Raw genomic sequence first — 24090 nt, 5'->3', positions numbered from 1 at the left:
TATTCTTCTTAATACAAAGAGGAGAATAAAATGTCTAAAAAGCGAGCTTATTATACGGCGGCCAAGAAGGCAAAAATAACGCTAGCTGCGATTGAGGGGAAACTCACACAAGCGCAAATTACCAGTGAATACGGTGTTCACGCAACGCAGGTAAAAACTTGGAAGCAATCGGCCATCAAAGCCATTAACGATTTATTCTCTGGGGCTAATGAAAAAGAAGCCAAGTCCCAAGAGCAGCTTGTTGAGGCATTATATCAAGAAATTGGTCGACTTCAAGCGCAGCTATCTTGGCTAAAAAAAAAGCATGAACTTTAGTCTGGATGAAAAGCGCGTCATGATTGATCCTCTTGCCGAGCTCACCATTCGTGAACAATGCTTGCTATTAGACTTGCCTGTTTCAAGTTATTATTATAGTGCCAAGCCCATTTCTGTCGAAGATGAAGCGCTTATGGCGCTACTTGATGAGCACTATCTGCAGTATCCATGTGAAGGTAAAATTAAGCGGGCAAGATGGCTGTCAAAAGAAGTAGGCTATCCTGTTGGTAAACGTCGAGTAAAAAAGTTGATGGAAATGATGGGGTTATCGACTGTTTACCCAAAGCCAAATACAAGCGTTCCCAATAAGGAGCATGAGGTGTTCCCTTATTTATTAAAAGAGGTGGATATCACCAAACCAAATCAGGTTTGGGCCGCAGATATCACCTACATCCGCATGAAAGGAAAGCATGTGTATTTAGTAGCTATTATGGACTGGTATAGTCGTTATGTGATTGGATGGGCTATTTCACCTACTATGGAGGCTGAATTTTGTATTGAGGCGCTTAGAAACGCTTTGCTGCATTCGCGTTGTGAGATCTTTAACACGGATCAGGGTTCTCAATTTACCTCAAAAGATTGGATAAATACGCTAAAATCTCACCACATTTCTATCAGCATGGATGGGCGAGGACGTTATTTAGATAATATATTTATCGAGCGATTGTGGCGTAGTGTTAAGCAAGAAAAAATCTACCGGTATGATTTTGATACAATTGAAGAGGTTGAGCTGGCCTTAACGGAGTATTTTGAGTATTATAATAACCGAAGGCTTCACCAGTCCTTTAATTATTTAACGCCCGCAGAGGTGTATTATGGCCGGAAAAGACCATAAACCCTAAATGAGAGCGTCATGACTTACCCACAAGGCCCACAGGCCTATACGAGAAAGTGAAGCTCTCCTGACCTGTGGACTTGTGGATAAGTCATTCTGATAGAGTTGTGGTAAAATGACCTAAGACAATTCGTAGTAGCAATCACTATTCATACGGTATTGAGTAGGTTTAAATAGGTTAATTTGAGTGAATTTTTAACTATAAATGATGGATGAATAGCTCTTATTTTTCCTTAATTTTGTTCCAGACATGCGGACCCATATCATATTGCCGACATGGTGAATATTGGCCGCAAGTTGTTCGCCAAAATTCACAAACAAAAACATCATGCAAACCCTAATCACGACGTGCATTTCATGGCACGAGAAATAGATGATTGGCTGGTGCGGGGTGTTGAATCCATGGTGAATGGCAGCTATACACCGCGCCATCTTAAGCGCCATTATTTTCCAGATGAAATGGTTGATCAGCTGCATTTATCGGACAGGATTTTCCAAAATATTTTGCTCAAACAAATAAAACCTACCTTCCCTTACGTGATGAACCCCAATTGCTACCATCTTCATGGACCAAGTGGTGTACGGCTTGCCACGCGGCGTATCCGGCAAGTGCTTTTGGAAAAAAAACCACAATACATCATCCGCGCTGACATCAAATCGTTTTACAAGTCCATCCCGCATCACCAATTGATTCAAGATATCAAAAAGCACTATAACGATCTCAATGTCCAATCCATGCTAGAACAAATTATTATCAATCCCATTGAAACCCCTCGCGGATATAAAAATCCCGATCAGGGAATTGCGCTACGTGGGCCGCTGTCTCAGTTTTTTAGTGGCATTTATTTAAAGCCATTGGATGATGCCTTCAATTCGATGGATGTAACCTATATCCGGTATCAGGATGACATTCTTATTCTGTGCCAAACCAGCCGTCAGCTTAACCGTTGCAAACAGCGCATGATGGAGGTGTTGCATGAAAGACGGCTCAGTTTATCGCGCAAAAAGACACGCATAGGCAACATTGAGAAAGGATTCCACTTTCTCGGAATACACTATCCTGGGACGCAAACCCAGGATAACACCCATGTGATACAGGCAAATGATAGAGCAGTTATCCCGGCGGGTACTGCGCAAAATCTAACCTCATTGTGGGGGGGGGTACAGAGATTGCAATTAATCATCAAACGCCTGGGCTTGACACTATTGTCCCGCACGCAAGGACGTTACGAAAAGCACGAGAGCAGATTAATCTTATGGTCAAAGATGGGGTGTCTCCCAAAAAGATCAGAAGGTACCTACATCTCTGGGTCATGTGGTGGGTAAGAACAACAGAAAGTTGGCAGTACCAGGAGCTACTTGAATGGTTTTTAAATGTGTGCTGGGATTTTAGCCCGGCGGCCTATGCCGCCGGTCTGCTCACGCACGCCATTAAAAAATACGGTTATCAATCTCAAGCCCAGGTTTTGTCGGCTCCAGGTTTTTACGCGACTGCGTGAGATCTAATGTTCTTACTTCATCAAGGCGGATTATAGCCGCCAAATCATCCGGCGCCGCCGAAAGCGTCCAACCCCCACGGCCCCGCCGCGCCCACCCCACGCCCCGCCCTAATTAATGCAAAATCAACCGCAAGCCCGGAAGAATCAGAAATAACCAAGGGGAACCACGATTCGCCTTTGTTTGTATTATAATTGTGGAACGCTAACTTACGGGGTAATTTGTCCTCATTAAACTGAGGTGTTGGGTCAAACGAGCGGTCTTTACGGCAATATTCATTAGCCACATGGACTGGAACATCGCGCTGCTCTTTTCCAACCTCCATCCATGCCGCCTTCATGGCGTCACAATTCTGGGAGCTCTCCCAGTTATCATAACCATCAATATAATTGTTCAGTGCTGTTTTGAGTGGGGTTAAGTCAAAATGCTTTGAATTCTTAACCTCGACCCCATGTTGCTTATAGGTTAACCCATTGCTCTCTATCGCTTCGCAGCGCTTTAGCATCGCCGCTTTTGTATTCTCGTCCATATGCGATTCAAGCATCCGGCACATATGCTTGTCCTTTGCCCAATAAGCGTATTCATACGCTGAAATATTGGTAAAGGTTCGACCTGAATAGTCGGTCACTGTGCCTCGTTCAAGTAATAACTCCTGGAGCTGGTGGGGATTTTTTTTCCTTATTGTAAATATTTTTTCTGCATGGTCTTGCTTTCCATGAGCCACAAACTCCAGGAATTTGGATAAAATGGCAGGGGGTTGAAATAAGGTTCGGGTATGTTTATCTAATATAGCATTCGTTTTGGCTTTTATCGAAGGTAGGTGACCCGAAATTTCCTTTCCTATCTCTGAAGGTAAATCGTAGATTGATTTTTTCATACCCATTCTCTCTTAATAATAATTCACATATTATAACCAGTATCACAAAAAAAGTACATAGTGAATTTATATTTATCATTTCGAATTCCATGCTATGGTTGAGGCGAGGTGAGTAGAATTGGGTTCGATATATTGCTTGAGGTTTTAAATTATCTCATAGCAGGTTTTGGAAAATGGCCAAAGTCCAGGAAAAGAGACATTGGAATTATTAGCAACGGACATCACATTATTTGTTGTTGAACTTTGATTAATGTCACTATTATAAATATTTATAACACCCATGGAAGTTGGTGCGGTTAAAAGGCCTACTTGAAAAGGAACAAGCATTCCCCCTGTTTCTAGAACTTGTACAGAATTTCCCTGGATTCTCAAATTGTAGAGATTAGTATTTCCATTGAAAATCAACGTGTCATTGACTAATGGCCTATTATTGCCTATTGCAAGTTGCCTAAAATCACTGGTACGTCCAAATATATTCTGGCCATTGTAAAAATTAAATCCTGAACCAATGAGGGGGTTATTATAAGTGCCAGAACTTAGATAAAAATTTGCATTAGGGGCTAATGTATTAATCGTATCAATTTGTGTTTGTGCAAGTCCTATACAGGGGTGTTCAAAGGTACAACTTTGAAATCCTTCTACCATGGATGGTGTACCATCTGCATTAAAGAACCAAATATTATCCTGGATGAGTGTTTTTCTACCTGTATCAACCACACTTTCTTGGCTCGGTATACCATCCCCTGAGCGTAAGTTTCCTAGATGACGAGGGATTAAATCAAGCATGCGCTCTTGAATATCTGCTGATTGGGTTTGCTCAAGTCCCCCAAAAGTAACACGCAGAGTTAATGCAATCGTATTATGATTAATGTTATCGTAACTATCACGAATACCAACCTGCATACCTCGATATTTTAGAGGCATTTCAATACCTCCTTCCACACCTTTTATAGCAGAACTGTATTTAGGTGAAAAGTAATAACCGCCTGCAAAAAGACGCGTGCGGTTTAAGGATAAAAAAGTCCTTCCTATTTCAAAATCTGTGCCTGCGCCAACGTCTTCAACCAAATCAAATAACTTATCATATTGACTGTGTCCGGAAAAAAACATGGTATTGCTAATTCCCGCTTGGGTGCCCGTATAAATGGCCATGGTTTTACTTTTTCTCCCAACAGGGAAATATCCATTAAGATGAGCATCCCATGCCCTTGTCATTCCCTCAATCCCAGGATTTACCACCTTGAAATAATTAGAATTCGGCGTTCTATTATAATCTCCAAATAGGTAAACACCTAAAATGGCATTATCGCGAACAACAGTACGGCTACCTAAACCCGCACTGAGAAGACCTGCATCATCATTTCCGTATTTTCCTGTTAGATCCATAAAAAAAGATTGGTTGCTATTGCCCGCCAAGGGAATCATTGCATCACCCTCACCAAAAAGTCGATTTCCAGCATTACCCCATGCGAATACGCGAGGAGGTAATTTACTTTCTTGTGATCCAATACTTACAGCAGGTAATCCAAAAATAGATACTACTGACGCTGCCAGCCAAGGAAGCGAGGAACGAGCGAGGCTGGTAGTCCCTGGTAGCCTTAGAGCCGGATGTTTTGCCGCAGGCAAAATATAAGGCATCCGAAAAGGCGTCAGTCATTGGGGTAGCGTTGTTTTTGAACCCCGAATGGGGTGAAAAAACAAGCGGACACAGGACGGCCAGGGCCGCCGGAGGCATACTTGTCGCGTTTGCGAGTCGATTTCAGCCATGGATGGCTAAAATCAATCACGAGCTTAGCGACACTATCGTATGCATGTTAATTTTTTAATAATTTTATTCATGAGCACGTTATCCCTTGATCCTCACTACTCTATTTGATAATTATGACATTAATAATTTGTAAGAGCATTATTTATTAATTATCAAAAGCTTTATCCCTATGTTGTTTGATCAGTATCAAGTGCTATTATTCTTTTAACCTCTCCTATTTCAATTCAAAATAAGCCGAATTGTTAAATCTTTCCCGAAATCCCACTTTTTGTCAGTTCTTCCACATAACCCCTTTAAGATGAAAATTTCAAAGACTCGCTCTATTGATTTCCGGGTAAGCACATGTCCTACTACCAGTGGTGAGAAAGTTGTCATGAGGGTTCTTGATCCCGGTTCTGCCAAACTGGGAATCGAAGCACTGGGCTTTAACGCAATTCAAAGAGCACACTTTGTTAAAGCAATTGAGCGCCCTCAAGGCATGATTTTGGTAACTGGACCTACCGGTAGCGGAAAAACAGTTAGTTTGTATACAGCATTAAACATCCTTAATACTAAGGAAGTTAATATTTCCACAGCTGAAGATCCAGTTGAAATTAAAGTACCTGGAATTAATCAGGTGAATATAAACCCCAAGACTGGTTTAACTTTCTCAGGTGCATTACGCTCATTTTTACGGCAAGATCCAGACATTATTATGGTTGGGGAAATTCGAGATCTAGAAACAGCTGAAATCGCTGTAAAAGCTGCTCAAACAGGACATTTAGTGCTTTCTACACTACATACTAACAGTGCAACCGAAACTTTAAACCGACTGGTTAATATGGGGATCCCAACCTTCAATATAGCCAGTTCAGTTACACTTATCATCGCACAACGGTTAGCAAGAAAATTATGTGATACATGTAAAACGATAAGAGATGACTTTACAGATTCAGGTTTAGTAGAACTCGGTTTTAGTGATTCAGAGATAACTGATATTAAACTATTCAAAGCAGTAGGTTGCATTCAATGCACTAATGGTTACAGAGGTCGAGTAGGATTATTTGAAGTATTACCTATGACTAAAAATCTTGGTCAGTTGATCATGTCTGGTGGAAACTCCCTTGACATTTTAAATCTTGCCCAATCAGAAGGAATGTTAACTATATTTCAGTCTGGGCTAGAAAAAGCAAAAGGAGGTATTACCACCATAGAGGAGATCAATCGGGTAACCGTTGAATAATTTCATGGAAAAAAATAAGGCGATGGTCCTAACCTTCCATTATGAAGGAATTAATAAATCAGGCCAAAAAATGGTTGGTGATATTCAAGCTAGAAGTCTTGCTATCGCTAAAGCCGATTTGCGCAAACAAGGAATCATTTCTAATAAAGTTGTTAAAAAAAGAAAACCATTTTTTGATAAAAACAATAAAAAGATTACAGCAGGTGATATTACTGTGTTTAGTCGCCAATTAGCTACTATGATTGAGGCTGGCATACCTCTCGTTCAGGCTTTTGATATTGTAGCTAAAGGCCAGACCAACAAAAGATTAAAAAATTTAATAGAAAACGTTAAAAATGATGTTGAAACCGGATTAACCCTTTCTGAATCTCTAATCAAGCATCCTGTATATTTTAATGAGCTATTTTGTAATTTGGTCGATGCAGGCGAAAAATCAGGCTCTCTTGACGTAATGTTAGATAAGGTAGCAACCTATAAAGAAAAAATTGAAACGATCAAGAAGAAAATTAAAAAAGCATTAACCTACCCTATAGCAGTAATGGTCGTCGCTCTTATTGCCACTGCTGGTCTCTTGATTTTTGTTGTTCCCCAGTTTGAATCTTTATTTAAAGGATTTGGAGCCGACTTACCTGCTTTGACCCAGACTGTTGTTAGTATGTCTAAGTTTTTCCAAGCCTATTGGTATTTTATTTTTGGCTCTCTTGGTGCTGCTGCATATGCTTTTGTCTCTACGAAAAATCATTCAGTGAATTTTGCCGAAAATCTGGATAGAGTCCTGCTAAAATTTCCTGTTATTGGACCCATTTTAGAAAAAGCCGCAATTGCTCGTTTTACGAGGACTCTGTCGATTACCTTTGCTGCAGGATTACCACTGGTTGAGGCTCTAAAGTCAGTCGCAGGAGCTACAGGTAACATCATATATGCCAAAGCCACCAATAGAATCAGGGAAGATGTATCTACTGGGCAACAAATGAATATAGCCATGGATAACACTCATTTATTTCCTAATATGGTGATTCAGATGGTGGCAATTGGAGAAGAATCAGGTTCCCTGGAGAAGATGTTAGGTAAAGTAGCTGACTTCTACGAAGAAGACGTTGATAACGCTGTCGATGCTCTTAGCAGTTTATTAGAACCAATTATTATGTCAATATTAGGTATCTTGGTAGGTGGATTAGTTATCGCTATGTATTTGCCTATCTTTAAACTTGGATCTGCTGTTTAATAAGATTTTAAAGCCACAATCGACAAAGGCATGTATATCACATGATACAAGAGCTTATCGCGAATAGTCCCTGGTTTATTTATCTGGTTATTGCCTTGCTGTCCGTGTGTGTAGGCAGTCTATTAAACGTAATTATTTATCGATTGCCGATTATGTTGCATGATGAATGGCGGCAGCAATGTTGTGAGCTATTATCAATTGAGGAAAAAGAAAAAAAAAACCAAATCAATCTATTCATTCCAAGATCTTTTTGTCCAAATTGTAAAAATTTGGTTAAAGCATGGCAAAATATTCCCTTAATAAGTTATATCCTTTTAAGGGGCCGATGTTATCAATGCAAAGCTCCCATCTCAATAAGATATCCGTTGATTGAGCTTTTAACATTACTGTTATCAGTATACGCAACCTGGCACTTTGGGTTTACTTTACAATTACCCTTTGTTTTATTAGCTATTTGGCTTTTGATTTGCTTAATTTTTATCGATCTGGATCATCAGCTATTACCCGATACTCTTACTTTAAGTTTGCTATGGATAGGTCTGATTGCCAATACTCAAAATTTATTTACCAGTCTTCCTGTTGCGGTGCTAAGTGCAGCTGGAGCTTATATCACTCTGTGGGTTTTTATTAAATTGTTTTACCTGGTGACCGGTAAAATTGGCATGGGGCATGGTGATTTTAAACTATTTGCAGCATTGGGTGCTTGGTTTGGCTGGATATTTTTACCTTTAATTCTTTTACTTTCATCAATTGCAGGTGCTGTGATTGGATTAATTTACTTACAAATGAGAAAAAAACCACGTGATACTGCAATTCCCTTTGGCCCTTTTCTGTGTATCGCAGGCTTAATTTCTATGTTTTGGGGACATACAATAATTAACTGGTATGTACACTTCTGGTTCTGAATAATATAGCAAAATATGAGAAAATATTTGTAAAATATATTTCCTATGTAAAATCATTAAGTTGTTTGAACAAAAAAGAAATATCGGCTTTTTGATTTGATTTTTCCAATCCAAAGACTATATTTAAAATGCTGTTCTTAATAACTAAATATAAGGGAGTATAAAATGAATAGGGATAACAAAACACCAGAGCGTGATAATAAAACTAACAAAGACTACGTCAAACAAGATCGTCCTCACCATTCAGAAACTAAACGTGATCCTCAACATCGTCCTCAAGATGCAAAAGATAGAGGCGATCATCAAGAACGTAATCCCAGAGCGTGATAATAATGTAAGGCTAACCAGTCAAATCCCGTGCTCATTGGGTTTGACTGGCTTTAACTAGTTAACTAACTTATATTAGATATTGTTATGAAATGATTATATAAAAAAGGAGTTTTAAAATGGATAGTTTAAACAAAAGAGCGAACAGCACTCAAAAATCTCATGTTGCTGATGCTGCATCTGACCTCTTAAATGAAGGAAAAAAATACGCGCATGAGTTATATGAGGAAGGCTTAAATAAGGTTAGTGAAGCAGAGGATAGCGTTAAAAAATACTCAGATGACTTGTTAAAAAAAGTACAGGAAAATCCTTTAACATCAGTACTTATTGCGGGCGGAATTGGATTTTTACTATCTAAAATACTAAAAAAATGATTAAAATTCTTGATGAAATAGAAGGCCTTGTTTCAGGTAAATTATCTAGCTTAAAAACAATACTTTCTATTTTTAAGTTAGAAGCAAGGCTTGCCGGGCTTAGTGTCTACCCTTTAATGTTAAATTTGTGTCTGATCTTTGTTGTTTTAATTACAATCTGGTTGTCAGGGATGCTTCTAATTGGTTATTTTGCTGCGCTGTTTTGGGGCACATTTCTTTTGGCCGTTTGTTTAATTCTAACTCTAAATATAATACTTTTTGTCGGACTACTCAGTTACCTTTCGTATAATTTAAACAATATGAGCTTTGAAAAAACAAGAGCATCCCTGTCATCAAAAGAGTATAATGAAAATGGTAAACTCAAGAAAAAAATTAATCGTAGAAATAATAGCGCTGGAAAAGACATTGCAAGACCAGAAAAGCCAAATAACGACGCATAAAAAATACCTTATAGCTGTAGTTAATGATTATAGGGTTATATTTTTTACAACGCTGTTGCCCTCTTTGTTTATAGGCTGGAACCTGGGAAGATCAAAATGGCTTAGTCAGATAATTAGACAGCTTCTTCAGATAGGAATGCTAGCGGCTTCAGCTCATTTTAAAAAGCATCTTATTAAAATTTTCAAACAGTAATTCAGGTATATAAACTCGTCCATATTTCTGGGAAACCTGACGTTGTTATGTCCCTTCTATTAATCCTACCCGCAACACGGGGAACAAGTTTAAATGAGCCCTTTGTAACATATGGTGATGAGACTTAATTTTATAATTGGATAATTTCATTTTATTTATATAAATAATCGATATAATAACCAAACTTTGTCAGGTTAAATGATTTTTAAAACATTAACCTTAAATGATGACTTGACTGTAGGTGAGTTATCAACGAAAAAAATTCTTCCCAAATAATGCTCTACAACTTATGCATATAAAACAAGGTAAACCAAGGATGAACTATCGTCCGGATATTGATGGCTTAAGAGCTATTGCCATTCTATTTGTCTTATTTTTTCACGGTGGTATCAAGTTATTCCCATCCGGATTTATCGGCGTAGATATTTTTTTTGTTATTTCCGGATTCTTGATTACTGGAATTATCCATAAGTCATTGAAAAATGACTCTTTTTCATTTGGCGAATTTTATAGTCGCAGATTATGGCGGTTACAACCGGTATTTATTTGTCTATTGCTAGTTACCACCCTTCTAACTTTATTGTTCTACTTGCCTGATGATTTTATCCAATATATCAAGAGTGCCCGCAAAACCTCTCTTTTTATCTCAAATAATTTTTTTGAAAGAGTAACGACGGGTTATTTTTCACCGAGTAATAATCAATTACCATTATTACATACTTGGTCATTATCGATTGAGTGGCAATGCTATTTGATTTTGCCCCTGGTAATTTACAGCCTCCATAAAAAGTTTGGAGAAGATCACATTACGAAGATTATTTATTTACTTACCCTGATTTTTTTTGCTTTGTCGTTATATTTTTCTCTCAATTACCCAGCAAAAACCTATTATCTTACGTTGAGTCGCGGGTTTGAATTTTTTATCGGTTCATGTATTGCATTGGGCCATAATCGTTTTTCATGTAATAAATATTTATTAGAGATGATAAGTACCATCGCTCTTCTAACCTTATTTTATATAGCAACACGTCATGACATTAATACAGGATTTCCTAACGGGTATGCCTTTATTTTATGTATAGCTACGGCTGTACTCCTCGCTCTCGGTGAAAATCACCCTAAATTAATCCTGACTCAATTCCTTTCTTTGAAACCTTTAGTATTCATTGGACTAATTTCATACTCATTATATATTTGGCATTGGCCGATACTTGCTCTAGTTCGTTATTTAGGCATTGAAGAGACAACTTGGATTTTAATATTAGTCTTTGGTTTAATCTTGATAGCGGCTTATCTTTCCTGGAGATATATTGAAAAACCCGCACGTAACTTTAAAAAGATTAAATTCAGTTATAGCTTGGTTTCTCTGTTAATACTCCCTGTCCTGGTAACTCATATTAGCGACTATTTAATCAAAAGTCATGAAGGATACCCTCAACGCTTTAAAGAGGCTTCAAGAGTTTATGCTGAGTTAAACAAATATGCTAGTCCGCAAAGACCATTGTGTCTTCAAGAAAAAAATATTGATGTCAATAGTAAGTGTCGGCTTGGTGCAAAAAACGCGAATAGTAAAACTGGTTTTATGATAGGCGACTCTTATTCAAATCATTACTGGGGATTTATGGATATTCTTGGTCAGGAAGCCAATTTATCCATACTGGCTCATGCAACTGCTGCCTGTCTCTCCTTGCCCGGAATATCTCAATATGATTGGAATGTTAAAGTTTATAAAGCCTGTCATGAGCAAACAGAACGTTACTATAATATGATTAAGGCAAATCATTATGATTATGTGATTATAGGTCAAAACTGGAATGGTTATCTAGGTAATAAACTAATTTTAAAAAATGATAACTCTGATATGGGTCCGCATGTCTGGAACAAAATTAAGGAAAAATAAGAGCTATTCATCCATCATTTATAGTTAAAAATTCACTCAAATTAACCTATTTAAACCTACTCAATACCGTATGAATAGTGATTGCTACTACGAATTGTCTTAGGTCATTTTACCACAACTCTATCAGAATGACTTATCCACAAGTCCACAGGTCAGGAGAGCTTCACTTTCTCGTATAGGCCTGTGGGCCTTGTGGGTAAGTCATGACGCTCTCATTTAGGGTTTATGGTCTTTTCCGGCCATAATACACCTCTGCGGGCGTTAAATAATTAAAGGACTGGTGAAGCCTTCGGTTATTATAATACTCAAAATACTCCGTTAAGGCCAGCTCAACCTCTTCAATTGTATCAAAATCATACCGGTAGATTTTTTCTTGCTTAACACTACGCCACAATCGCTCGATAAATATATTATCTAAATAACGTCCTCGCCCATCCATGCTGATAGAAATGTGGTGAGATTTTAGCGTATTTATCCAATCTTTTGAGGTAAATTGAGAACCCTGATCCGTGTTAAAGATCTCACAACGCGAATGCAGCAAAGCGTTTCTAAGCGCCTCAATACAAAATTCAGCCTCCATAGTAGGTGAAATAGCCCATCCAATCACATAACGACTATACCAGTCCATAATAGCTACTAAATACACATGCTTTCCTTTCATGCGGATGTAGGTGATATCTGCGGCCCAAACCTGATTTGGTTTGGTGATATCCACCTCTTTTAATAAATAAGGGAACACCTCATGCTCCTTATTGGGAACGCTTGTATTTGGCTTTGGGTAAACAGTCGATAACCCCATCATTTCCATCAACTTTTTTACTCGACGTTTACCAACAGGATAGCCTACTTCTTTTGACAGCCATCTTGCCCGCTTAATTTTACCTTCACATGGATACTGCAGATAGTGCTCATCAAGTAGCGCCATAAGCGCTTCATCTTCGACAGAAATGGGCTTGGCACTATAATAATAACTTGAAACAGGCAAGTCTAATAGCAAGCATTGTTCACGAATGGTGAGCTCGGCAAGAGGATCAATCATGACGCGCTTTTCATCCAGACTAAAGTTCATGCTTTTTTTTTAGCCAAGATAGCTGCGCTTGAAGTCGACCAATTTCTTGATATAATGCCTCAACAAGCTGCTCTTGGGACTTGGCTTCTTTTTCATTAGCCCCAGAGAATAAATCGTTAATGGCTTTGATGGCCGATTGCTTCCAAGTTTTTACCTGCGTTGCGTGAACACCGTATTCACTGGTAATTTGCGCTTGTGTGAGTTTCCCCTCAATCGCAGCTAGCGTTATTTTTGCCTTCTTGGCCGCCGTATAATAAGCTCGCTTTTTAGACATTTTATTCTCCTCTTTGTATTAAGAAGAATAGCTCTTAAAAAACCTTTTTTTGTGTCCAGAAAACCGCGCCTATATTACTCAGAGGAACCAGTAAAAAAGCATATTGAAAAATCCTTAGATCATGCATTACGAATTATTATTGCTTCCGGTTCTATACCAGTATTGATAAAATCAATTCAACTGGGGGTTAATTCACGGGATTGCTTTTTTGATCACATAAAACGGCGAGGTAAATATAATCCTGAACTCTGTGAATTTAGTATATCGCTTAAAGAGCAACAATGGCAAAACGACCTTTTTTTACGGATGAAAAATAAGTATGCTCAGTTAGTAATTATTGAGCCTAAAAAAGTACAATGTCCCAGAGGCCGATGTACTGCCGATATTAATGGGGTTCCGGTGTTCCGTGATACAGAGCATATTACAGATTATGCGTCTTATCAGTTTGCAAGAATTTATTTACAGCACTATCAAAATCCTTTAAAAGGATAGTCTTCCCATCTATTGAATAACTCAAAAATTATTAGTTCTATTAGCTTAATAAATTGCTGTTAAATTGTGACATATTAAAGAGTACCTGGTATTTCCTGGCCTATTGCTTTGAGTATAGCTCTTGTCTATGTAGCATATCGATTAAATAATGCTTATAAAAAAAACAAAAGAACGTGAAGCACTACATGAATGATAATTAATCTCGAGCAACCTGAAAGCCCTATTAGGATTTTTCTAAATATGCATTCCACACATAATTTTACTCTCACATGTATTTCAATAAATTGACTAATAAATCGGTAGAGTCAGCTGTCTTAATAATAAGTTATAGTTGTAATAGGCTGCTTTAGCTATTAGTATGTGTAGTAGTTCGTGCACTGACCAAATCAATGCAGATAAAAAAATGTCTCGATCTAGTAAACTTACCTCTACAATATAACTATAGAGGGATGTATAAAGTAACAGGATTTTAACATTAGTGAAAATAAATGGATTGGTTTTTCCTTTCTTAGTTATTTCAAAACAGGAGTGCATTAATGAAGGAAAATCAAAATGATTTCTTGTTTTCACTGAACAATCAAATAGCTGGTTCCCCCTTAGTTTCTTCTGTAGAAGATAGCGAAATCTATTTTCGCAGTAATGGGTGTATGACCCTGGGGGTAGAGATTGAGCTCCAGTTAATAGATGATGTCGATTACAATTTATGTTCACGTGCTGAGGAGGTACTCAAGGCCACAGCTCATATAGAAAAAATTAAACCTGAGTTTTATCTGAGTACAATAGAAATTAATAGTGATATATGCAACACCGTACAAAATGTAGAAACTGATCTTTTTGAAACAATTACAGCTCTTACAGCAGCCACTGAAAAAATGGGACTGCTGTTTTCCACAACTGGATCTCATCCTTTTTCTAAATACTCTGATTGGGCTATTTCCCCCACGGCGCGTTATCAGAATTTAATTGACCGTAATCAATGGCTTACACGTCGTATGAATGTTTATGGTCTTCATGTTCATCTAGGCATGTCTAGTGGTGATGATTGTATTCGCTATAATAATTTTTTCATGTATTTTTTACCACATTTATTAGCCCTATCCGCTAGTTCCCCTTTTTGGCAAGGAATAGATACTGGATTATCCTCTTGTCGCCCTACCACTTTCGCTGCCAGCCAAGGAAGCGAGGAACGAGCGAGGCTGGTAGTCCCTGGTAGCCTTAGAGCCGGATGTTTTGCCGCAGGCAAAATATAAGGCATCCGAAAAGGCGTCAGTCATTGGGGTAGCGTTGTTTTTGAACCCCGAATGGGGTGAAAAAACAAGCGGACACAGGACGGCCAGGGCCGCCGGAGGCATACTTGTCGCGTTTGCGAGTCGATTTCAGCCATGGATGGCTAAAATCAATCACGAGCTTAGCGACACTATCGTGAGTCATTACCGACAGCCGGTCAGCCCTACCATGTAAGTAAATGGCAAGATTTTGAGCGTCTCTATAGATCTCTAAAATCCTGCGGCTCTATCGAATCTCTCAAGGATTTGTGGTGGGATTTGCGTCCCAGCCCTGCCTTTGGGACACTAGAAATTCGTGTTTGTGATGGAACGGCCACCTTATCTGAAACTTTAGCCATCGTTGCACTCATTCACACTTTAGCTCATTGGTTCACTGATAATGGAAGTTGGCTGGAATCAGTTGCTTGCCCCCCATACTGGCTTTCTCGGGAAAATAAGTGGCGGTCTATGAGATATGGGCTGGATGCTGAATTAGTAATAAATACAGATGGTAAAACCAAATTAATGCGTGAGGACATCACTGAATGGCTAGAAAAACTTCAACCTTATATAAAACAGCATCGTTATGAGGACTATTTCGCTTCCCTTCAAAAAATTATAGACTCAGGAACTAGTTCTGAGCGTCAAAAGAAAGTACTTGAAAGTACTGGCTGCTTTAGAGAAGTAACCAAACATAATATTAATGAATTTATACATCAACTTCCCTTATCCGAATATTCAAATTGTTTGAAGAAAGAGCACATAAAAGGAATAACATAGCAGAATGTTTTATTATAGAATATTATATGAACAACAATCAGGTTTCTATATCTAAATTATTTGCTTTTGAAGAACGAGGTATAAATTTTATTGATGCGATTATCTAGAGCTGCTATTAACGGTATAGGCTCTGCAGCTGGTGTTGCATGGCCTTTATTCGGTATTATATTTAGCATATTAGGTGGCTCTATAGGAGGTATCCTATCACTAACGCTGGGCGCAATTTCAACAGGACTGTTTTGTCTCATTAGTATCCCTATTTTTTATTTTTCCTATCAGGAAATGGAAAATAATGCCCTTCAATTTGAAGAACAATTACAAAAAAATCAAAAAAAATTATGTGCTGATATTACTAATTACATCAACAGTATTTATGAAAATTTTTTAAATCATCCAGAGGAGGAGGATTTTAGTAGTTATTTAAAAAAAATGCTGAATATAGATCTTTATGAAATAGCTAAAAAAGATACCCATTCACCTTTATATCAAATATTACTCATTATTAAGCAACAAATCGACAAAAAACAGTTGAATTTAGTTGTCGATAAACAAGCAATTGTTGCAGAGATAGCAAAACACACATCAGGAAAATCTATCCCTTACTCTCAATTGCTAACTCCTTCTTTTTTCGGCTTTGTAGGTACATTTGGTTCTATCGCAGGATGCAGCGCTGGTATCTCAGGACTGTTAACAGGTATCGGGGTTTTTACCAGCTTTGCTGTATTTCCTCTATTAGGCTGGAGTATTATAGGAGTTGCAGTCATTTGTGGCGCAATTATAGCCTATAAAGCAGCGGTGCAAGCCCAAGTAGAGTTTCAAAGAAAGGAACAAAACCTACTAACAAAAAAAATGCATCAGCAACTGAGTCAAGCAATCCTTGGGCGCAGCGTGGATACAGCACTCCATTATACCAGCTCTGCTTTTTCCACTGATAGGGTAAAAGAACAGGAACTTTTCAACCAAATAAACCAACCCATTTCATCTTTATTTCATACTAAAAAATTAAATGGCGATAAATCGGTGTTAAGTTTTATCTCTTTTTTTAATGTTACTTCACAGAGTATTGACGTGAAGGATTGCGAATTGGATCGTCATTTTTATAATTTAACTCAAAGGATTCCATTCTAAAATAGTATGAATAATATTTATTATTGTTGTTGGTTAACTGATCACTGCTTTTAATAACCAAATGGAGATAAAAATCACTGTTCAGGTTCAGAAAATTAGTTGTAATTAGAGTAAAAGCATAGGAAAACTGGCATGAGATTTAGTAGCAAGACAATATTAATTACAGGCGGTAGCAGCGGGATTGGATTTGCTACAGCAAAACGGATCATCGATGAAGGTGGAAGTGTCATTATCACTGGACGCAATCAAGAAAGTCTGGACTTTGCAGTCGAAAATCTTGGAAAGAAGGCTCGATCTTTTGCATCTGATGCGAGTCGCCTAAGTGATATTGAGGCACTTTTTATATTCATCAAAAAAGAAATTGGCTCGATCAATGGCCTGTTTGCTAACGCAGGAGCTGCTGTACTAAAACCTGTTGATGAAGTGACTGAAGAGGACTTTGATATGCTAATAAATGTTAATGTTAAAAGTGTCTTCTTTACTCTTCAAAAAGCCATTCCGTACTTAACCGATGAGGCATCGATAGTACTCAACGCTTCTGTAGCCGGGTGCATCGGCTCTCCGATAGGTTCAGTTTATGGTGCAGCAAAAGCTGCTGTGAGGTCGATGGCCCGTACTTTTGCTTCAAGCCTCATTGAACGTAAAATACGTGTTAATGCAGTGAGCCCTGGTCCAATTAAAACGCCCTTGTGGCATAAAGACAAGATAGTTACTAGTATTATTGAAGAAGTAACGGCGAATAATCCTATGAGACGCTTTGGAACTCCAGAGGAAACGGCTGCAGCGGTTACGTTTCTTCTTGCCCCAGAATCTTCCTATATTACAGGAATTGAACTTTTTGTAGACGGTGGATTGACTCAACTTTGAAACAGGTAAATCACTTTAAACGTTTACGGTGTATAGTAGGAAGCGATTCAAGGCTCAGCCTGGCGCATATCCTGTAACCGGCTGATCATTTCATCCAAAGCCTCAGATTTTGTTTTATAAATGTCTTCATAAGAAACATGGAAGGTATTAAAATCATCTTCACACTCTACTTTATCCTCTAATACATCCGTTATTGTTTGTTTGGATAATAAATAGAAATCATCTTCGACTTCAAAACTTATAATCCATACCTGTTCGCCGGGTTGAAAATCAGTCATAATTACCTGCTCATTTTAATGATTCTTTTAGTCGCGAACGACTATATACTTAGAAAAATTAAGAGTCCAGTACTGATTGAAACTTCTTATTGGGATCAAGGTTTATTCTCTAATACCCTAAGCAGTTATTTTTATTAAAGCAGATTTGGATGTATACCACCGTCACCGGAAGGAGTGACAACCATTTCATCCTCAACCTCTTTGATATCCTCTACTCGTTCCTCAATAATAGCCTGAATCGTATCAGGTAAGACCAAAGTCTTATCTTTATAGGACATCAGTTTTTCAAGCACATCAATACTGGATATTTCCTGAATTGCATCTTTAATTTTTCCTGAAACACTATCCTCCCCAATTAACTCCACAAATCGTTTTATTAACTGTTCTGCTAATTGATTTAATGGTGCCATGGGAGCTTCTAGCTCATCTCTTTCAGATTTTTGGTAGATCTTTTCCCATTTAGTTTGTTTTAAATTTAATGTAATACCAGACTCCAGCTCGGGTTCTTTTTCAATAGATCTCTTTGTTTTGTTTTGATTATGATAGATCTCGGCTATCCTTTTTTGAAATGCAGTATGCATATCCGGAGGTATTTCAATACTCTTGACTTCATTAATTTTAATTGGTGTGTCCAAAAGTTCATGCAATTGCTCGACTTGCTTTTCAGTTTTAGCAATTAATTGAAGGGAAAGGCTATTATCAGGATGCCATAAAAAGCCAAGATCAGCCTTAGGAGACTCAGGAGCATGATCTTTATGTACCAAAGAGATAAAATTTGGGAAGGTTTCTATTGCGTAAATTGGTTTGATTAATAACTCATCCCTTTTATTATTATATTTTAGCTCTGCATTTCTCATTAATCTTGTTATATTTTTTGCTTCAATAGTGCAGCTTAGCCCCTCACTGGTTTCAATGAAATCAAGATCCAATTCATTTTTTAATTGTTTGACCATAGTTTTATCGATGGTGCTTAGAGTATATGTTCCATTTTGTTCCCGTATTAATTGAAAGGGTATTCTTCCAGAGGGCGGATCGAAACGCATTGTGTTAAGAAAAACGGTCCTGTCATGTGACATAACCGAAACAGGAGAAAAGAACTTTTCTAATGCATCGATTAAATCAACTTCCTGCCGGGTCAATAACATACGTTGTTCGAATACATCTAAAATTGTCTGGTTGCTCTTGTCTGCAGTTGCTGCCATCTCATCGATAAATGTCGTATATTGCTCTACTTCTTCTTCACGCGTGTTTCTTTCTATAGCCTCCTGGATTAGATCAATTTTAATTTTAGCGAAATAAAAATCAAAAGGAGTCAATTTTCCAGTGCTGATTTGGGTGATATAAGTATCTATCGAGGCTTGCAACCGACCCCCATCGCGGCAAATTTCTCGAATATCACCAAGCTGATGCAGTAGCTCCTGGGGAGAAGGTGTGCGTTCTTGAATCCGAAAAAGTTCCTGCGTTAAACCAGGGTAACTTTTCATCACCTCTTCACTTGGATTTTCCCCTGTAATCATTTTTTTCAACAAGTGGACACCAACCATTCGCTCAGATAAAGGGGTATCGTAAAATATGCTGTAGTTCCGATACATAAAATGACGGGCAAAACCAAATATTGACGAGCCTCTGAATATTGAGGGTGCATTTGCATAGGTGTCCTCAAAGGTAAAATCATCTTTAAGACTTAGACATACTCCTTCTCCTTCGTAGGGCTTGCCATAATCAAAGCCATAAAATGCGCCATCAGCAAAACCTTTATTTTGTGCCTCCTTGCCAATTCCATCCCTATCCCCAATAGCAATACCAAAAATTAAATTTTTACCTAAACCTGGAACCCGTTTAGAGTGTTTAACCGGTGCATCCATCTCCTCAACTAAAATTCCATTATAATCAGGCTCAGTCCCACCATGGAGAAATTTCTTCAACTCACTTAAACCATTTTTCCAGCCACAGGCTAGTAAAGCATGTACGCCATTTTTACTGTTACTAACCCAGACAATTTCTTGTTTTTGATTTTTTTCACTAAAAATTCCTGCCAACCGTGTACCAACAAACTCTCTCAGTGCCTCTTTGTTGGTCTTAATCCTATCTTTCTGGCCCTCTGCATAATCAAGTTTATACATCCAGGCACTCAATTGATTATTTTTAGCAACAGCTCTTTTTATCTCATTACAAAGCCATTGAATACCCGGATCGATTGCCTCCTTGCTATGAGGTCCTTTCACATGAGTGTTGACAAAGGTTGCAAAGATCATTTGCTTTCTTGTTACGTTTTTTCCTGCAAGTGCTTTTGTCAAGTCATTAAATTTTTTCTTCTGGTCAAATGGCAGCCTCTCATCAGATAATAATTTTTCATCCAGTAAAATGATGTCTAGTTCATCAAAAAAAGCGCCATCACAGTCAATTGATCTAAATCCAGGCTCAACTCCTCCAGGTTTTTCAGCATAACAAAATTGGCTTTTACCAAACATACTTCCTAAACGAGTAAGCTCTCTGTTTTTAAGTAATCTTGGTTGAACTGATTCAGTATCTTCGGATCTAAGCATACCTAATGAAGGTGATACACTTGAGATCATTAATTTTTTTGTTCCTACGACCGGAGCACTTTGGGATATGTGATCCGACACTATTGAATTTTTTTTGCTAGGAGGTAACAAACTAATTTCTTCTGTTTTTTTAATGGTTTCTTCCAGTTGGGCATTGAAAATACGCATCATTAAGCCATCTGATTTTAAACGGTAACGTTGATCCTTGCTTAATTCAACACCAAAATGTTCAAGACAAACCTTCTTAATAAACTTACCTAATCCACTATTTGAACCACCACTAGTTTTTAAGATAAGGGCATATTCATTGGTAAAGACATCTAAAAGAGCGAGAATTTTAGCATCTGCAGTTAAGAGTCCGTTGCTAGTAACCTCGTCTATTTTTTGACTCAGCCTTTTTAAACTGTTTTTTCGTTCTGTATCTATATGCTTACTTGATATTCTACCCGATAATTGTTCTGTAATATCTCTGTATTCTTTTGTGAATTTCTCTGATGTGATAACTGGTTTCGTTTTATTGGTGTTGGTTATAAACTCCAGATAATGTTTAGTAAACTCACTATCAAGTTCATATGTCTCTCTATCCGTATGTTTTAACATTTTTTCATCAAGGCTCATTGCTATGAAATAATCCTGATCAATTTCCAGATCGCTAAGTAATAACTCGTAAATAACATTCCTTAAAGAATAAGACCTTGTGGGGGTGCCAGCCAGTCTTAACCACTCAATACTTGTGTTCACATCACCATGTACGGGGAATTCCTCCTCACCTAATAAACCTTTCAAAGCACGATAACCACAACTCCAACCATCCTCCTGTAATCCATCAGATGCAACATTTGCTGTTTTTGTAGTAAAATCGGGAAATGCACTATATGGGGCATCTGAGTAATTAATGGCTGCAGTTAATATAGCCTGCTCTGTACCTTGGAGAGGCATTGAATCCTGATAATTAATAGTAATTGAATTTGTGATGGGATTGACGGATACCATAGCATAAGTCCAATGTGAACCCTGGCCGCCTAAAGATGTGTTACCACAGTTAATTAATAATGGGATGGTATACTCCTCAATAGCCCCCAAGTGCTTAACTCGCTCAAAATGTAGTATCATACCTATATCTTCAGCATTCAATCGAGTAATATGTGTCCTGTCTTTTACTCCGAGCTTAATCAACAGACGCTCTAAATCAACCTCACCAAGCCATTCCGTTTGCCCTAGATCGGCATTTAATAATTTCTCCGCAATTCCAAGATTACTGCTTTGAGCATGCAAATCACGCAAGGAACGAGACTCTATCTCCTGGTTTAGATACAAACCTAGTAAAATAGCCTCTTTCTCTTTAAATGCAGTTGCAACTGGTGGATTAACTCCAGAAAATACCACGACTTTATCCAACAATCTTTCTAAAAGTTCATATTGATCAATGTAGACTTTACGGGTTTCTACATTCTCACTTCCAATTACATCAACATTTAATTTATCATGGTTTAATTCGTAAAAAAAATTAATAGCAGCCGCAAGCTTTTCATAATTTTCCGTTGCATTTAGCCAGACTGGATCGAAGTGTTCTTTGTATTTTTCTCTTAGATAAATCTCAATAATCTGGCTTTTTTTGGCCTCTTCCAACAATTCAGTTATTTCGCTCACAGATTCCATTTCTTCTTCCTTTTAAAATTGAAGATGAAGATGTGATAACCAAATTTTAAATTTTGGTATTCCAGTAGATTACATCTATCATCTAACCTTATTCCTTTTAGTTTAAGGAGCCATGAAGCAATTTGTAGATATATAAACCACAATGAAATTGTAGTACACATAAAGTATTATTTTATTGTGATAGTTGAAGTATAGTGTTTAAGTTGGAGTCATGCACAACTTGTTTTCTATTTGACTCATTCCTGATGTGGGCAGCTTTTTGTTCAATAAAATGATATTATATAGTACATAGTTACAATGGCATTTCATTCAAATAAGGTGACAGTTTCTATGGGTTATTCAGAAAAATGTAATGATTCCTTGTTCTGTATACTCTTCCCAGTAAAAAAGCCGAATGGGACAGTAGATTATTATACGAGTGACTACACTGAGATGTTGGGTAGCCAAGTTTATAAGGGTTATCAATGTAGATTAAAAACTGTTCCCAAGAACTTAGCTCCACAAAGGGTAAAAAAAGAAGACATCATTATTGATGAGACACACCCTGTAGCAATTAAAATTTATAATAAAGGGCAACACCCTTCACTCTATCAATTTTATGTGTCAGAAATTGCTGTTCTCAATATTGAGGGGCAAGAAGCACTCATCATGGATTTTATTGATGGGTTCCATATCTATCCCAACGCTAGCGAAAATCCTCAATTAAGACAATTAACTTTTTTTCAAGCAGCCGATGTCGCCTGGCAACTCATTCTGGGTCTTAATCGAATGCACTATAGAAACACAAGTGGACCTTCAATTGTTCATGGTGACATCAAAGGTGAAAATATAAAAATAAGAATTAAGGAAATAGATGTTAGTGGAGCAAAACAATGCAAAATTGATGCACTATATCTGGATCCTGACTATGCCAAGCCCATAGTAGAGTACCCACAATTTTCCCAAGGAACTCTCGAACATCTTGCTATTGAAGCACTGGATGGTTATTATTCAGAGGCCAGTGATTTTTTTGCCTTGACTCCTATTTTATTCAGCCTTTTTGGCGCTTCTAATCCATTGCGAAAAATTATCGAGTTCAGAAACGCCCATACACATTTGAATATGGAGGAACTTGTAAAACAATACCGTGAAATTGATTTTTGTTCTGAGGGATTATTTGAACATTTTGAAAAAAAACCAGATCCATTTGTTTGTGACATAGTAGAACGTTTTATTACTCAAATGGGAGCAAAATATAGGAAAGATCGCCCTTCTCCAGAGGCAATACTCGAATTTTTTACCGCATTAAGACAAATAACCCTAAACAATTTATCCATTGAAGACTCAAACATCTGTCTGTTACGTTTACGAATTGCCGCAAAAGATGAAATTGGGTTAAAAGAACCGACTTCTCAAATCATATTTAATCATTTGGATGAAAGTCTACAGCACCGTTTAGTTAATTTAATGGACTTGAGTCAACTTGCTTATTTATACAGAACCTCGCAAGAAAACAAAGCAAGTTCCTCTCTTGTCGCTGCATTAAGAAAAAATATTGCTGACCATCTGATAGAAGAAAGTTATTCTCTTGAACAACCATCTTTGCTTGGTTCTCTTTTCTGCGACCCTGTAACTCCAAAAGAAATAAGCTGGTTACGGCAGTGCTTTGTAGATAATAATTACACTGAGTTTTATTCACCAGCTAAAGAGAAAACAAGAAAAAAAATCGTAAATTGCAAAGATAATAGCTTAGCGCTCTTAATTTCTATTGCGGTAGAGGATTTGAGTAAAGCATTAGAACTTTCCAAACTCGCGCAAAATTCTAATGGAATATAATAGTAGATTCATTTAATGCGCATACTCTTCAGAACTCAC

Annotated in this window: 21 protein-coding genes and 2 pseudogenes; 17 read left to right on the top strand and 6 right to left on the bottom strand. The window is 37.7% G+C overall.

The genetic code is table 11. The annotated features are described in order from the left end of the window. Window positions 1–30 precede the first annotated feature (30 nt). The 4 genes from HRS36_RS08800 (at window position 31) to HRS36_RS08785 (ending at window position 2649) form a co-directional block, all read left to right on the top strand. Entirely contained in the window at window positions 31–315 is a 285-nt protein-coding gene (locus HRS36_RS08800) for a transposase (RefSeq protein WP_173235475.1), read from the top strand. Beyond that, window positions 305–1150 (top strand): IS3 family transposase, encoded by an 846-nt coding sequence (locus HRS36_RS08795; protein ID WP_173235473.1) that lies wholly within the window; start codon window positions 305–307, stop codon window positions 1148–1150. The genes HRS36_RS08800 and HRS36_RS08795 overlap by 11 nt, the downstream gene beginning before the upstream one ends. A 357-nt stretch (window positions 1151–1507) precedes the next feature. After that, window positions 1508–2476 carry a reverse transcriptase/maturase family protein gene (locus tag HRS36_RS08790; protein ID WP_226905611.1) on the top strand — a complete coding sequence of 323 codons (969 nt, stop codon included), beginning with the start codon at window positions 1508–1510 and terminating at the stop codon, window positions 2474–2476. After that, window positions 2464–2649: a hypothetical protein gene (locus HRS36_RS08785; protein ID WP_173235382.1), complete on the top strand. Its 186-nt coding sequence runs from the start codon at window positions 2464–2466 to the stop codon at window positions 2647–2649. Before HRS36_RS08790 ends, HRS36_RS08785 begins: the two co-directional genes overlap by 13 nt. A gap of 44 nt (window positions 2650–2693) precedes the next feature. On the opposite strand, the gene HRS36_RS08780 is transcribed toward HRS36_RS08785, so the two are convergent. Together HRS36_RS08780 and HRS36_RS08775 are read right to left on the bottom strand one after the other, a co-directional pair. Further along, on the bottom strand, window positions 2694–3524 hold the full coding sequence (locus HRS36_RS08780) for a hypothetical protein (RefSeq protein ID WP_173235463.1): 831 nt from the start codon (window positions 3522–3524) through the stop codon (window positions 2694–2696). Between the two features lie 144 nt (window positions 3525–3668). After that, the gene (locus tag HRS36_RS08775) at window positions 3669–5150 is read right to left on the bottom strand and encodes a hypothetical protein (RefSeq protein WP_173237022.1); all 1482 of its coding nucleotides are present in this window, start codon (window positions 5148–5150) and stop codon (window positions 3669–3671) included. Window positions 5151–5584: 434 nt separating this feature from the next. On the opposite strand from HRS36_RS08775, the pseudogene HRS36_RS08770 reads away from it, so the two are divergent. The 7 genes and pseudogenes from HRS36_RS08770 to HRS36_RS08740 form a co-directional block, all read left to right on the top strand. Beyond that, window positions 5585–6514, top strand: a pseudogene (locus HRS36_RS08770) (ATPase, T2SS/T4P/T4SS family); the annotation flags it as partial. 4 nt (window positions 6515–6518) lie between these two features. After that, window positions 6519–7739, top strand: a complete 1221-nt coding sequence (locus tag HRS36_RS08765; RefSeq protein ID WP_173237021.1) for a type II secretion system F family protein — start codon at window positions 6519–6521, stop codon at window positions 7737–7739. A gap of 41 nt (window positions 7740–7780) precedes the next feature. Then, entirely contained in the window at window positions 7781–8644 is an 864-nt protein-coding gene (locus HRS36_RS08760) for a prepilin peptidase (RefSeq protein WP_173237020.1), read from the top strand. Between the two features lie 165 nt (window positions 8645–8809). Next, window positions 8810–8971, top strand: coding sequence for a hypothetical protein (locus HRS36_RS08755; protein ID WP_173237019.1), 162 nt, complete (start codon window positions 8810–8812; stop codon window positions 8969–8971). Window positions 8972–9090: 119 nt separating this feature from the next. Beyond that, the gene (locus tag HRS36_RS08750) at window positions 9091–9345 is read left to right on the top strand and encodes a hypothetical protein (protein WP_173237018.1); all 255 of its coding nucleotides are present in this window, start codon (window positions 9091–9093) and stop codon (window positions 9343–9345) included. Next, entirely contained in the window at window positions 9342–9785 is a 444-nt protein-coding gene (locus tag HRS36_RS08745) for a hypothetical protein (RefSeq protein ID WP_226905610.1), read from the top strand. The genes HRS36_RS08750 and HRS36_RS08745 overlap by 4 nt, the downstream gene beginning before the upstream one ends. 509 nt (window positions 9786–10294) lie before the next feature. After that, window positions 10295–11878, top strand: coding sequence for an acyltransferase family protein (locus tag HRS36_RS08740; RefSeq protein WP_173237017.1), 1584 nt, complete (start codon window positions 10295–10297; stop codon window positions 11876–11878). Between the two features lie 223 nt (window positions 11879–12101). Here the strand turns inward: HRS36_RS08740 and HRS36_RS08735 are convergent, their stop codons facing one another. After that, complete coding sequence (locus tag HRS36_RS08735) at window positions 12102–12947, bottom strand: IS3 family transposase (protein ID WP_173235473.1); 846 nt, start codon at window positions 12945–12947, stop codon at window positions 12102–12104. Beyond that, window positions 12937–13221 carry a transposase gene (locus HRS36_RS08730; protein WP_173235475.1) on the bottom strand — a complete coding sequence of 95 codons (285 nt, stop codon included), beginning with the start codon at window positions 13219–13221 and terminating at the stop codon, window positions 12937–12939. The genes HRS36_RS08735 and HRS36_RS08730 overlap by 11 nt, the downstream gene beginning before the upstream one ends. 51 nt (window positions 13222–13272) lie before the next feature. Between HRS36_RS08730 and HRS36_RS08725 the strand changes: the two genes are divergently transcribed. From HRS36_RS08725 to HRS36_RS08705, 5 genes and pseudogenes are all read left to right on the top strand, one after another. Then, window positions 13273–13713 (top strand): SGNH hydrolase domain-containing protein, encoded by a 441-nt coding sequence (locus tag HRS36_RS08725; protein ID WP_173237016.1) that lies wholly within the window; start codon window positions 13273–13275, stop codon window positions 13711–13713. 536 nt (window positions 13714–14249) lie between these two features. Continuing rightward, on the top strand, window positions 14250–14963 hold the full coding sequence (locus tag HRS36_RS08720; RefSeq protein WP_173237015.1) for a carboxylate-amine ligase: 714 nt from the start codon (window positions 14250–14252) through the stop codon (window positions 14961–14963). A gap of 249 nt (window positions 14964–15212) precedes the next feature. Continuing rightward, window positions 15213–15758, top strand: a pseudogene (locus HRS36_RS08715) (carboxylate-amine ligase); the annotation flags it as partial. Between the two features lie 90 nt (window positions 15759–15848). Further along, window positions 15849–16886 (top strand): hypothetical protein, encoded by a 1038-nt coding sequence (locus HRS36_RS08710; RefSeq protein ID WP_173237014.1) that lies wholly within the window; start codon window positions 15849–15851, stop codon window positions 16884–16886. 132 nt (window positions 16887–17018) lie between these two features. After that, complete coding sequence (locus tag HRS36_RS08705; protein WP_173237013.1) at window positions 17019–17753, top strand: SDR family oxidoreductase; 735 nt, start codon at window positions 17019–17021, stop codon at window positions 17751–17753. Window positions 17754–17800: 47 nt separating this feature from the next. Here the strand turns inward: HRS36_RS08705 and HRS36_RS08700 are convergent, their stop codons facing one another. Both HRS36_RS08700 and HRS36_RS08695 read right to left on the bottom strand, forming a co-directional pair. Beyond that, complete coding sequence (locus HRS36_RS08700) at window positions 17801–18031, bottom strand: hypothetical protein (protein WP_173237012.1); 231 nt, start codon at window positions 18029–18031, stop codon at window positions 17801–17803. A 134-nt stretch (window positions 18032–18165) separates the two neighbouring features. Then, window positions 18166–22236, bottom strand: a complete 4071-nt coding sequence (locus HRS36_RS08695) for a hypothetical protein (protein ID WP_173237011.1) — start codon at window positions 22234–22236, stop codon at window positions 18166–18168. A 330-nt stretch (window positions 22237–22566) separates the two neighbouring features. Here HRS36_RS08695 and HRS36_RS08690 point away from each other — a divergent pair, with 330 nt between their 5' ends. Beyond that, on the top strand, window positions 22567–24051 hold the full coding sequence (locus HRS36_RS08690; protein ID WP_173237010.1) for a protein kinase domain-containing protein: 1485 nt from the start codon (window positions 22567–22569) through the stop codon (window positions 24049–24051). Window positions 24052–24090: the final 39 nt, after the last annotated feature.

The organism is Legionella antarctica (assembly GCF_011764505.1).
Classification (GTDB): domain Bacteria; phylum Pseudomonadota; class Gammaproteobacteria; order Legionellales; family Legionellaceae; genus Legionella; species Legionella antarctica.
The sequence above is the reverse complement of the archived record's forward strand: the minus strand, read 5'-3'. Positions and strand labels throughout refer to the sequence as shown.